Genomic DNA, 11978 nt, shown 5'->3' with positions numbered 1-11978 from the left:
TACATTTTTCACTCACTTACACGCTTGCAAAATGAAAAAGTATATTCTCCTTTTTGCTGCATCGGCGCTGGCTGCACAGCTCCACGCTTTCTGCGGGTTTTATGTAGCCAAGGCTGATGCCACACTTACCAACAAAGCCTCACAGGTAATTATTGTACGCGATGGCGACCGTTCGGCCATTACCATGTCGAGCGATTTTCAGGGTGATGTAAAAGACTTTGCCATGGTGGTGCCCGTGCCCGTAGTGCTTAAACGCGACGAAATAAAAATTCTCGAACGCAACATCTTCGACCGCTTCCGCGACTATTCGGCACCACGCATGGCCGAGTATTTTGATCCTGAAGTATGTCCGCGTCCGTATGATGATGTGGCAGAATATTCTCGTCTTGAATCTGTACAGCTTACTTCGGTCAGTCGCTCGCCAACTTTAAAATACAAGAAGTCTTCTATGGTAAAAGTAGAAGCAGAATATACCATTGATGAGTATGACATTGTGGTGCTTTCGGCCAAAGAATCGGGCGCGCTGAAGCAGTGGCTTGATGAGAATGGCTATAAAATTCCCGGCAAGGCCGAAGAAGTATTGCAGCCCTACGTGCTCAGCAACATGAAGTTTTTTGTGGTGAAAGTAAATATGGATGAGTTGAAGAAACGCAATCCGTATGTGACCAACGGTGTGTATCCGCTGCGCCCCATTCAGATCAGTTTCAACTCGCCCAAATTCATGTTGCCTATTCGTCTCGGCATGGCCAATGCAACCGAAGCACAGGATATGATTGTGTATGCACTTTCGCGTACAGGCCGTATCGAAACCACCAACTACCGCACCGTAAACATGCCCACCAATACCGATGTGCCGGTGTTTGTAGCCAGTCGTTTTTCTGAATTCTACAGCAAGATTTACAACAAACGCCTCAACGAAGAAGGCCGCAATGCGGTGTTTCTGGAATATGCCTGGGATGTGAGCCCGCAAAACCCGGTTAAATGCGATCCCTGCGTGGGCACACCGCTTTATCTGGCCGATTTGCAGCAGGCCGGCGTAAAATGGGCCAGTGTGGGCGATGCAAACGGCAAAGTTTACTTTACACGCCTGCATGTAACTTACGACCGTGCACACTATCCGCAGGATCTCATGTTTCAGGAAACACCGAATCGTGAAAACTACCAGGTGCGCTATGTACGCCGCAATCCGCCCTATTACCGCGAGTTCAGTTGCGACGAAGGCCAGCGCTACCTGCGCCGCCTGCGCGAACGCCGTCTCGAAGAACTGGCAAACTATCAAACCCTCACCGGCGAGCGTGCTTCCGAATACACGACCTATCTCAGTGAGTTTGATGCACAAATGCGCCCCCTGAAAGACGAAAGCGGCAAACCGAAAAAAGAAAATTTCATTCCTGCTTTCGGAAATGAGGATGGCGGCAGCACAGGCGGCGGTAAACAGCTTCCGGTATTCCTGCTTTCGCTGTGCACACTCACAGCCATTTTCTTCGCACTCAGCCGCCGCCGGCTTACTGTGGCTTAATAGCACATCCCAACACTTCACCCCATGAAAAAACTTTTACCGGCCGTGCTCGCCGCGCTGCTGCTGATGCAGCAACCGGTTCAGGCTTTCTGCGGCTTTTACGTAGCTAAAACAGATGCCTCACTGCTCAATAAAGCCTCGCAGGTCATTGTATCGCGAAACGGCAACAATAATGTGGTCACTATGTCGAGCGATTTTCAGGGCGATGTGAAAGACTTCGCTATGGTGGTGCCCGTGCCCGTAGTGCTTAAACGCAATCAGATTCGTGTAAAAGAGCGCAGCATTTTTGAAAAGTTCAACGACTATACCGCGCCGCGCATGGCCGAGTATTACGATCCCGAACTTTGCCCGCGACAATTGGCCGACTCTGTAAATTGGTTTGCGTACAACTTTACCACTACTGTTTCAGGAACCTCTACCGTAATGCTCTTTGATGAGGTGGCAGGCGTAAAAGTTGAAGCACAGTATAATGTGGACGAATACGAAGTGGTCATTCTCTCGGCCACTGAGTCGGGCGGATTGAAAAAGTGGCTGCTGCAAAACGGCTATAAAATTCCCGATAAGGCCGAAGAAGTACTTGATCCGTACATCGCCTCCAACATGAAATTTTTTGTGGTAAAGGCAAACATGGATGAAGTACGCCGCCGCAACCCGTATGTAAGCAATGGAGTGTTTCCGCTTCGTCCCATTCAAATTGAATTTGATTCGCCCAAATTTATGCTGCCTATTCGTTTGGGTATGGCTAATGCCACCGATGCGCAGGATATGATTGTGTATCTGCTTTCGCCAAAAGGACGCATAGAAACTACAAATTACCGCACGGTTAGCATTCCCACCAACCTGAATGTGCCCGTGTTTGTGGCCGATAAGTTTACCGAATTTTACCACAAAGTTTATCAGCAGTCGCTTAATGCAAACAACCGCAATGCGGTGTTTCTGGAATATGCGTGGGATGTAACGCCACAAAATCCGGTGCCGTGCGATCCCTGTGTGGGCACGCCGCTTTATGTAAACGATTTGCACGATGCCGGAGCTTCATGGGCTACAGTATCGGGGCCAAACACCGGACAGGTTTACATTACGCGTTTGCATGTAACGTATGACCGGGCGCATTATCCGCAGGATCTCATGTTTCAGGAAACGCCCAACCGCGAAAACTTTCAGGCGCGTTATGTAAGGCATATTCCGCCGCGCTATTCGGGTTTTGATTGTTACGAAGGACAGCATTACCTGCGTAAACTCCGCGAACGCCGGCTCGAAGAACTTACCAATTACCAGCAACTCACCGGCGAAAGAGCGCCCGGCGATCTGGCATATCTCAATCAGTACGACGCACAAATGCGCCCTTTCACCCCCGAAGAAAAAGCACGCCACGAAAAAGAAAAACAAAACGAACTCATCCCCTTCGGCGGCAATTCTGGCAATGGCCCCGGAAATCGTTTACCCGTATTCGTGCTCTCGTTGCTTACACTCTCTGCTGTATTCTTTGCACTCAGCCGCACACGCCTCCCCGTAGTTTCCTAACCCCCGTTATTGCTTTCTCCTGATGGGTTCTAACTAAAGAGAAAGCAATGTGGCGGTTTCGCTTTTGAGCCGGTTTGCCTCCAAATCTGCACATTACAGCGAAACCGCTTTTTCTATTGAAATAAACTGAATTCCGAAATTTTTTGTCTGCGTGTGAAATGATTCTTTCTGTTGCATCTCATAGCTGTAGTTCTGATTTAATCATCCCAATACTTTTTCACATGAAACAGTTACTCACAGCAGCCGCAGCATTATTCCTCCTTGCCGGAGATGCAAATGCCTTTTGCGGCTTTTACGTAGCAAAAGCCGATGTTAAACTTTCCAATAAAACATCGCAGGTAATTATTGTGCGCGATGGCGAACTTTCTACCATCACCATGTCGAGCGATTTTAACGGACCGGTAAATGATTTTGCGATGGTAGTGCCCGTGCCGGTTGTGTTGCAAAAGAACGACATCAAAGTGGTAAACCGCATGATCTTCGATCAGCTTGATGCGTACTCTGCACCGCGTCTGGTGGAGTATTACGACGAAGATCCCTGCCAGACGTATTACTACCGTGACCGGTATGCAGCTGTGCCCATGGCTGCTGAATCAGAAAAGTCAGGCGCTGCCGATATAGTGCTGAACGATGCAAATTACCAGGTAAAAATTGAGGCAAAATATACGGTAGGTGAGTATGATATTCTCATCCTTTCGGCACAGGAATCGGGCGGGCTTGAGCGATGGCTGAATGACAATGGTTATAAAATTCCGGCCGGTGCAAAAGAGGTGCTTGATCCGTATATCAAAAGCAACATGAAGTTTTTTGTGGTGAAGGTAAATGTGGAGGAATTCCGCAAACAGGGTGGCAGTGAAAATGTAGATGGTTCATTGCCCCTGAGCCCGATTCAGATTAAATTCAATTCACCAAAATTCATGTTGCCTATTCGTCTGGGTATGGCCAATGCCAACGGCGATCAGGACATGCTGGTGTATGCGTTTTCGCGCAAAGGACGCATCGAAACCACCAATTACCGCACGGTGCCCATGCCTACAGGACAGAAAGTGCCTTTGTTTGTGCGCGATGAGTTCAGCGATTTTTACCGCGATACGTATTCAAAAACCTGGAAGCGCGAAGGTAAAAATGTAGTGTTTCTGGAATATGCCTGGGACGTTACGCTGAACGGCGGCATGAAATGTGATCCCTGTGTGGGGCCTCCGCCTATGTTTAACGAACTGGCCGAAGCTGGTGTAAACTGGCTGGTATCAAACGGCTGGGGCGGCGCCAGCGGATTTGTGTATTTCACGCGCATGCACGTAACGTATAATCGTTCTACATTTCCGCAGGATCTCATGTTTCAGGAAACGCCCAACAAGCAAAACTATCAGGCACGCTACGTACTCACCAATCCTGCCGGCGGCAGTTTCGATTGCAGTGCGGGCCAGCAATACATACGCGAGCTGGGGCAGCGCCGCTGGAATGAGCTTTACACCTATCAGTGGCTCTCTGGCCGCAGCATCGACGGACATCGTGATTATCCTGCGGAATACAACATGTATCTCAAACGCAATAAAGACGATGAACCCAAGCGGGGCGGAATGATGCCGGTGTTTGGAGGCGGAGGAAACAATACGCCGCAACAACCACTTGCCGTGTGGCTGCTCAGTGCAGGTACATTGCTTCTGGTCATTTTCTCACTCAGCCGCCAGCGTTTAAATCCCGTTCCGGCCACCACCTGATTGTGATTACAATTCCTTAAAAATATCAGCGGCACCACAACCACGTGGTGCCGCTGCTGCATACAGTTCAGTCACAAACCGCTGCAGTGAACCTGCATATTTCGTAACACGGCAATAAACCTCACTGGAACAGAACAGCTGTACTATTCGCTGAAGTGAATGCGGTGTACAAAATTTGACAAGGGGGATATTGGTTTCAAAGATGAGCGTTCAGCAAACAAATCAAAAACACATTTACACCACTGGTGCATCTCGATCAATATTCGGACAATCTGAATATTTACTCTGGTTGAATGGCTATTTAGTTCAAATGAATACGGGCAAAAACTAAAAAAGCCGCCTGTGAACGGGCGGCTTTTTTAGTAATCGAATTAGTTTTGCGGAGGGTTATCACCGGCAGCAGGCTGCTCTTCGTAATCCCAACTCCATCCGCAACGCTCGCGCATACGTTTAATATATACTTCGCGTTGCTCGGGTGTCATGCCAGCCAGTTTGCGTTCCCAGCGTTTTTTCCAGTATCCTCCCTGTTTGCCTTTCCAGCCACCGGGACCGTGGTGGTGATGTCCGCCACCGCCTTTAGCCCAGCTGCCAAACAGAAGTTTGGAGAGGATGAGCAGGCCCCAGGCCTGCCAGTAGGTAATTACGGGTCCGGCAAAAAGTTCGGGCACAAGCCAGTTCCAGAGCCACATTACTACCCAGCCCAGTAAAAAGGCGAGTGCACCAAACAGGATTATACCTCCCAGAATTTTAAAAAACCATTTCATGGTGTTGTATTTTTATGTGTTGTCGTTCAGTAAATCAGCGTACAGGTTTTTCAGTCTTTCGCGCAGGAAGAGTACAGCATACCTTTTGCGGGAGAGCAGGGTGTTTAGCGAAACGCCCGAGGCCTCGGAGAGTTCGCGGAAGGTGCGTCCTTCCACTTCGTTTTCCCAAAACACCCATCGCTGTTCTTCGGGCAGTTCGTCGAGTGCCAGAATCAGCTCGTTCATGAGTACGCGCCGGGTTACAGCCGCTTCGGGCCCGTCGGCCTCGTCAGGCAGCAGGTCGTTCAGGCCCAGCCGTTCTTCGCCGTCATCGCCGGTTGACGAATACAGGCCTTCGAGCGAAGTACTGCGGCGGCGGCGGAATAAATCGGCTATTTTGTTTCGGGCTACCTGATAAATCCAGCCCGAAACGCGCTCAATCACCCGCTCCATGCGCATGTTCTCAGCCAACTCGGTGAACACATCCTGTACAATGTCTTCAGGGTCCTCGTCGTCAGGAATACGCTTGCGGATGAAGTCGAGCAGTCGGCGGCGTTCCCTGCGCAGCGTCTCTTCCAGAAGCCGGTTTTGTTCAGCAGCCATAGCCGTGTTTAAAGGCAGCGCGTTCTTCATACACACGAATAGTCGGTGCGGCTGGCTGCATTATTGTATGCAAGATGCATTTTTTCGAGTAAATGGCGTTGTATCTTTGCATAATATGGAAGAACAGACCTCCCTTGCGCCCGAACCGCCGCCGCAACCGCTCAAGCCGATGTTTTTTGGCGAGGAGCGCATTCAGCCGCTTTCACGGCGTTTGCTCTGGTTTGCGGGCAGTGTGGTGCTATCCTGGCTGCTGCTCTACTATCTTTCGCGCAGCTGGCAGCTGGCCAGCGGCATTACCGGCATTTTTCTTGTGCATGAGCTGGGGCACCTGCTGGCCATGTGGTTTTTCGGTTTCAAAGGCCTGCGTATGGTCTTTATTCCGCTCCTCGGCGCCTTTGTAAGCGGTAAACGAAGCCGCAGCATTCAGTCGCAGGAAGTAATCGTTTCGCTGGCCGGTCCGGTGCCCGGATTGGTGCTGGCCTCGGTGCTGCTTTTACTGCCCCTTGAAATTCCGCAATATGGCGAGTACCTCATTTTCATCGCCATATTCATCAACGCACTTAATCTGCTGCCTTTTCAGCCGCTTGATGGCGGGCGGGTAATGAATATGCTCATGGGCAGGCAGGATGGTATCTACGCAATTATTATGCATGCCTCGGTGGTCGTGCTTTCGGTAATTCTGGTAATCAGCACCGGCAGCATCTTCTGGGGATTACTCGGTTTTATGGCCATACGCATGGCCATGTCGGAATGGAAAGCACTGCCCGCACGCCGCAAAATGCTGGCCAACGGAGTTGACTTCCAGCAGAATTACAACGAGCTTACCGATCAGGAATTTATGCGGCTGCGCAGGTATTTGCCGCTTTACGATACGTCTTTCGGCTACATCGACCAATACACCTGGGCCGAAATCCCGGACGATCAACGCCGCAGCGAGGAACTCGGACTGCGCAGCCTGCTGCAGGAACCTGTTGATTATAACCTTTCCATCGCCGGGCAACTTGCCGTATGTGCCGTATGGATTATGGCATTTGCATTACCTATTGTCATCATTGGCCCGCAGGAAGTAATGCGGAAAATTATGCTGCTGTTCGGCTTGCAGTAAAATAACCAAACCGGCAGTTTGATTTGACAGGGACTACCGGGAATATGACAGGAAATACTTTTAAAATAATTAGAGCCTGACATCTACTTGACGTTCACGTCAAAGCGATCCACAATCTGGTAATCCCTGTTTTTTACCACCAGTGTGTATTTGCCCTTTTTAAGGTACAGCCGGGGGTGGGTCGAGTTGTTACTTAATTCAATAAGATCTGCCGGAATTCCTTTTTGTTCGTATTCCTTTTTACGGTAGGCCAGAATCAGTACCGGGTAAGTATATTTAATTCGTTTTTTCTCGGGCAGCACATAACTTTCCTTTTCGTCGGTAAACCAGTGCGGCCGTTGGTTGTAGTAAACCGTAAGCGGATGAATAACGGTAATGTCTGTTTGTTTCGGTTCACTGATTCCGTTAAACACCTTATTGTCTTTATCCAGCAGTACAAACGGTCGCACTGCCTCTATTGAACGCACAAAATAATGTGTATGAGCTGGCTCACTCTTTTCCGAAAACTTCACCTGATCAATCGTAAGCGGATCAATGGCTGAATATTCCTTCAACCTGCCAGCCATTGCTTTTTCCCAGTTGCGCACCTCATTTTCAAATACATGATCGTAGCCGCAATGAATAAGGTATTTGCCTTTTGTGTGCTGCTTCATAAAAGCATGTATGTGTTGTGCCTGTTCAATTTCGCGCGCTTTCCCGTTTTTGCCTTCCGAAGCCTCGTAGCTGAAAAGCGTAAAGCCCAAACGACGTGCTTCATAAATTAAATTACCAAACTCCGGTTCATTGGTATAATAACCGGTTTCGGAAGTGGCAAAGTTGCGCACGTTGATGGCCGTATCAAAAATGGCTTCCAGTCCGAGATAGCGGTAACCGTTTTTATACAAGCCTTCCAGTAAACCGCGTGTAAAGGTGCGATGCCTTGCATTGTGGTGGGCTTCATTAATAATGATCACCTGCTCAGTTTTTGAGCGATTAATAATATACTCCCGCGCATCCTTACATACACTGCCGGATAATAGTGCACTGTCTGCAGCAGTTGGAATATAGTTACGTGCATGCATTCCTTTATCCCACACCCGAAGTGCATTCCGGTAATCGCCGGCAAAAGAATACATCACTGCGCCGGTTTGATACTTCCACGGCATCGTATCGGCTTCAAGTACGGCTTCAATATCTGCACTGAATTTATAGGTTTCCGACTTGTGCGTATCAGAAAAAAACAGGAACGGCTGAATAAGAATTGCAAGTAAAAAACTGCTTCGTTTCATGGATTCAGGATTTTATCAGATGTCAGCTGAAACACAATAATGATCTGGCAGTAATACACACCGGATACAATCCGGCAGCCATTTATCATGCATTCAGGAACCGTTTACCAGACAAAAATAGCCAATTACTATAAATATAGTTGTGTAACTAATCTTTTAGTTATATAATTGTTGCAGAAAATAATTCAGTAAATCTGGCAGTATGAAAACACTCACCCCGGCCGAAGAACAGATTATGCAGGTGCTTTGGGAAATCGAGCAAGGCTTTGTAAAAGATATTCTGGCGCTGCTTCCCGAACCCAGGCCGGCCTACAATACAGTATCCACAGTGGTACGCATACTTGAAACAAAAGGGTTTGCAGCACATAATGCATATGGAAAAACGCACCAGTACTATCCGCTCATTTCGCGCGAAGAATATTTAAGACATACAATGAATAATGTAGTGGAAGGTTATTTCGGCGGATCATTCAAAAATCTGGTATCGTTTTTTGTGAAGGAAAAAGACCTGAAACTTTCTGATCTGGATGAATTGCTGAATGAAAAGCCCAAACACAAAAAACGCTAAGTCATGCTGTATCTGCTCAAATCCACACTGGCTTTTTCGCTGCTGTTTGTGCTGTACGCCTTACTGCTGAAGCGATATACGTTTTTTCAGTTCAACCGCATTTACCTGCTTGGCATAGCCGTTTTCAGTGTGTTGTTTCCGTTTCTGCACTGGAAAACGCACACTGCGGTGCTGCCGGTTGCGGTGCTTGATACGTTTACCACCGGAGCCGCAACTCTTGCACAGCAAAGCGAAAGCGGTTCATTGAATTGGGTGCTGATGCTTTACGCCACAGGTGTGCTGGTGTGTGTGCTGCTGCTGCTGGCAAGGCTTTACAGGCTGTTTGCCATTATACGTCACAGCCGAGGGCCCGGTGCCGACGGGGCGTTTGCTTTATCGGGCACACACGCGGGCGAAGCATTTTCGTTTCTGGGGCGTGTGTATGTGGGTGTAAATATAGATGCCGTTTCAAAGCCTGCCGTGCTGGCACACGAGCGTGTACATGTGCAGCAATGGCATACGCTTGATGTATTGTTTTACGAATTGTTGCAATGTGTGTGGTGGTTCAACCCCTTGTACCGGTTGGCACTGCGGCAGTTGCGCATACAGCACGAGTTTATTGCCGACGAGAAGGCCTGCGGCGGCAACCGCGTGCATTACTCAGAAGTGTTGCTGGCCCGTGCTATGGGCGTGAACCCTTCTGCATTAGTTCATTCCATGTTTCATTCATCGTTTCTAAAAAGGAGGTTACTCATGCTTCGCCAAATGCCTACGCGCCACACCATGCGCCCGGTTTATTTGCTGGTGCTGCCACTTGCAGGTGCCATGCTGCTTTTCAATTCGTTTATTACTGATCCGCCTGCGCCTCCGGCACCACCGGCACCGCCTGAACCTGCTGCTGCACCGGCACCGCCTGAACCTCCCGATCCGCCTGCCGTTCCCGAAACAGATGACGTGGTAATGGCTCAATTTCCCGGCGGAGAAAAGGCCTTGATGGATTATCTTGCCAAATCAATTGTATATCCCGCCGAAGCGAAAGCACAAAAGTTGCAAGGCACCGTTTTTACAGAATTCACCATTACCGAAACCGGCGAAATAACTGAGGTGAATGTTAAAAAAGGCATTCACGAATTGCTTGATGCAGAAGCCGTTCGTGTGATCCGCGCGATGCCGGTTTGGACACCCGCAAATGAAAACGGCAAAGCTGTAGCAAGCAAACTGGTGCTGCCCATAAAATTCAAACTCTGATGCGCTTCCTGTTTCTCCTCTCCGCTTTGCTGATGTACGAAGCACTTGACGCACAAAAGGTCATGTCGTTTGCACAAATTAGCCGCGAAAATATTCGTGTATCCTGGCTGGACAGCAATTACGTAAGTGCAGTGCATACCGATACTGCATTAGCTGTTTTCAAAACCGAAAATGCGCAGCAGAAATTTAGTGCAGCTTATACTGCGTTTATTCAAAAGCTGGCTGCATTTCTTACTGCGAATGGTTTTGAATTTAAGCAGGAGCAGCGATGCTTCAACCGGGTGTATTTTGATGCCAATGGCAAAGCGGAGTATTTCATTTATTCGTTTTCAAACAAAGGCATTGAACCACAAAATCAGGTTGCAGGTGAGCGGCTCACCGAATTTGAACGCTTAGTTACGCTGTTTTTGCAGCAGGAGAAAATTGCTGTGCACTCGCCGGTACCTTTTGCACAATGCAGTCCGGTGGTGTATGGCAGGAAGTAGATAATTAGTGTTTGAAATTCAGTTCAGACAGGGCTGTGTCAATTAGTTGACACGGCCTTGTTTGTTCTGCAAATCAGCATCTGCCATTTTGTAAAACGGATAAGCAGTGGATGTATTTTTGTAATCACCAATGCCCGACCGCAAAATCATACATATCGACATGGATGCGTTTTACGCGTCGGTGGAGCAGCGTGATGCGCCGGAGCTGCAGGGGCAGCCGGTAATAGTGGGCTGGCCGCACGGGCGCAGCGTGGTGCTCACGGCCAGCTACGAGGCGCGCAAGTTTGGCGTGCGCTCGGCCATGCCGGGCAGCGAGGCTTACAGGCTTTGTCCGCAGGGCATTTTTGTTCCGCCACGCTTTCCGGTGTACAAGGAAGTATCGCAACAGATCAGGGCCATTTTTCATTCGCATACTGATCTGGTGGAGCCGCTTTCGCTTGATGAGGCTTACTTAGATGTGACGGCCGACAAGCAGGGCATTGGCTCGGCCATTGAAATTGCAAAGTCAATAAAGGCCGAAATTAAACGGCAGACGCATCTTACCGCTTCGGCGGGTGTATCGGTAAACAAGTTTGTGGCCAAAGTGGCTTCGGGCATGCAAAAGCCCGACGGGCTTACGTTTATCGGGCCCTCACGTATTGAGGCTTTTATGGAGCAGCTGCCCGTGGCCGATTTCTTTGGTGTGGGTAAGGTAACCGCCGCCAAAATGAAAAGCATGGGCCTGCATACCGGCGCCGATCTCAAGCAACTCAGCGAGGATGAGCTGGTAAAACGTTTCGGCAAAACCGGACGCTTTTACTACCGGATTGTACGCGGTATCGACAACAGGCCGGTAGAGCCCGACCGCGAAACCAAATCGGTAAGTGTGGAAGATACGTTTACGGAAGATATTCTCGATCTGGAACTGCTAAAGCAGGAGCTTACCAGTCTGGCTGATAAACTTATGGGCCGTCTCGAACGGTATGAACTGGCCGGAAGAACAGTAACGGTAAAAGTAAAATATCACGACTTTAAGCAGGTTACCCGGAGCAAAACTCTTTTGGCTCCGCCGGATAAAGATGAATTGCTGCAAACGGCCTTCGAATTACTGCAACTTACCGAAGCCGGGAAAAAACGTGTGCGGCTGATTGGCCTTGGTGTAGCGGGTTTCAGCGATATTGGCCCTGAAAAACAGCTGAAATTATTTTGACATTTTTTGGCGAATAAAAAACACAA

The 11978-nt window shown here is 49.0% G+C and carries 11 protein-coding genes; 8 read left to right on the top strand and 3 right to left on the bottom strand.

What is annotated here, in order from left to right; all coding sequences use genetic code 11:
- Positions 1-31: 31 nt before the first annotated feature.
- The 3 genes from IM638_03010 (at position 32) to IM638_03000 (ending at position 4764) form a co-directional block, all read left to right on the top strand.
- Positions 32-1519 carry a DUF2330 domain-containing protein gene (locus IM638_03010; GenBank protein MCA6361978.1) on the top strand — a complete coding sequence of 496 codons (1488 nt, stop codon included), beginning with the start codon at positions 32-34 and terminating at the stop codon, positions 1517-1519.
- Between the two features lie 24 nt (positions 1520-1543).
- Positions 1544-3043, top strand: coding sequence for a DUF2330 domain-containing protein (locus tag IM638_03005; protein MCA6361977.1), 1500 nt, complete (start codon positions 1544-1546; stop codon positions 3041-3043).
- Between the two features lie 221 nt (positions 3044-3264).
- Positions 3265-4764, top strand: a complete 1500-nt coding sequence (locus tag IM638_03000) for a DUF2330 domain-containing protein (GenBank protein MCA6361976.1) — start codon at positions 3265-3267, stop codon at positions 4762-4764.
- Between the two features lie 371 nt (positions 4765-5135).
- Here IM638_03000 and IM638_02995 read toward each other — a convergent pair whose 3' ends face one another.
- A complete protein-coding gene (locus IM638_02995; GenBank protein ID MCA6361975.1) occupies positions 5136-5528 on the bottom strand; it encodes a hypothetical protein in 393 nt (130 codons plus the stop codon).
- A gap of 12 nt (positions 5529-5540) precedes the next feature.
- Positions 5541-6110: a sigma-70 family RNA polymerase sigma factor gene (locus IM638_02990; protein ID MCA6361974.1), complete on the bottom strand. Its 570-nt coding sequence runs from the start codon at positions 6108-6110 to the stop codon at positions 5541-5543.
- A gap of 115 nt (positions 6111-6225) precedes the next feature.
- On the opposite strand from IM638_02990, the gene IM638_02985 reads away from it, so the two are divergent.
- Positions 6226-7215 carry a hypothetical protein gene (locus IM638_02985; GenBank protein ID MCA6361973.1) on the top strand — a complete coding sequence of 330 codons (990 nt, stop codon included), beginning with the start codon at positions 6226-6228 and terminating at the stop codon, positions 7213-7215.
- An 83-nt stretch (positions 7216-7298) separates the two neighbouring features.
- Here IM638_02985 and IM638_02980 read toward each other — a convergent pair whose 3' ends face one another.
- Positions 7299-8483, bottom strand: a complete 1185-nt coding sequence (locus IM638_02980) for a hypothetical protein (GenBank protein MCA6361972.1) — start codon at positions 8481-8483, stop codon at positions 7299-7301.
- Positions 8484-8685: 202 nt separating this feature from the next.
- On the opposite strand from IM638_02980, the gene IM638_02975 reads away from it, so the two are divergent.
- From IM638_02975 to dinB, 4 genes are all read left to right on the top strand, one after another.
- Entirely contained in the window at positions 8686-9051 is a 366-nt protein-coding gene (locus tag IM638_02975; protein MCA6361971.1) for a BlaI/MecI/CopY family transcriptional regulator, read from the top strand.
- Positions 9052-9054: 3 nt separating this feature from the next.
- Positions 9055-10278, top strand: a complete 1224-nt coding sequence (locus IM638_02970; protein MCA6361970.1) for a M56 family metallopeptidase — start codon at positions 9055-9057, stop codon at positions 10276-10278.
- On the top strand, positions 10278-10763 hold the full coding sequence (locus tag IM638_02965) for a hypothetical protein (protein MCA6361969.1): 486 nt from the start codon (positions 10278-10280) through the stop codon (positions 10761-10763). Before IM638_02970 ends, IM638_02965 begins: the two co-directional genes overlap by 1 nt.
- Positions 10764-10893: 130 nt before the next feature.
- Positions 10894-11952 (top strand): DNA polymerase IV, encoded by a 1059-nt coding sequence (gene dinB / locus IM638_02960; protein MCA6361968.1) that lies wholly within the window; start codon positions 10894-10896, stop codon positions 11950-11952.
- Positions 11953-11978 lie beyond the last annotated feature (26 nt).

It is taken from the genome of Bacteroidota bacterium (genome assembly GCA_020402865.1).
Taxonomy (GTDB): Bacteria; Bacteroidota; Bacteroidia; order Palsa-965; family Palsa-965.
This window is presented reverse-complemented; position numbering and strand designations above follow the sequence as displayed.

Excerpts from the sequence above, each read along its gene's own strand:
- IM638_03010 (MCA6361978.1), top strand. The coding sequence starts at position 32 with ATGAAAAAGTATATTCTCCTTTTTGCTGCATCGGCGCTGGCTGCACAG.
- IM638_03005 (MCA6361977.1), top strand. The coding sequence starts at position 1,544 with ATGAAAAAACTTTTACCGGCCGTGCTCGCCGCGCTGCTGCTGATGCAG.
- IM638_03000 (MCA6361976.1), top strand. The coding sequence starts at position 3,265 with ATGAAACAGTTACTCACAGCAGCCGCAGCATTATTCCTCCTTGCCGGA.
- IM638_02995 (MCA6361975.1), bottom strand. The coding sequence starts at position 5,528 with ATGAAATGGTTTTTTAAAATTCTGGGAGGTATAATCCTGTTTGGTGCA.
- IM638_02990 (MCA6361974.1), bottom strand. The coding sequence starts at position 6,110 with ATGGCTGCTGAACAAAACCGGCTTCTGGAAGAGACGCTGCGCAGGGAA.
- IM638_02985 (MCA6361973.1), top strand. The coding sequence starts at position 6,226 with ATGGAAGAACAGACCTCCCTTGCGCCCGAACCGCCGCCGCAACCGCTC.
- IM638_02980 (MCA6361972.1), bottom strand. The coding sequence starts at position 8,483 with ATGAAACGAAGCAGTTTTTTACTTGCAATTCTTATTCAGCCGTTCCTG.
- IM638_02975 (MCA6361971.1), top strand. The coding sequence starts at position 8,686 with ATGAAAACACTCACCCCGGCCGAAGAACAGATTATGCAGGTGCTTTGG.
- IM638_02970 (MCA6361970.1), top strand. The coding sequence starts at position 9,055 with ATGCTGTATCTGCTCAAATCCACACTGGCTTTTTCGCTGCTGTTTGTG.
- IM638_02965 (MCA6361969.1), top strand. The coding sequence starts at position 10,278 with ATGCGCTTCCTGTTTCTCCTCTCCGCTTTGCTGATGTACGAAGCACTT.
- dinB (MCA6361968.1), top strand. The coding sequence starts at position 10,894 with ATGCCCGACCGCAAAATCATACATATCGACATGGATGCGTTTTACGCG.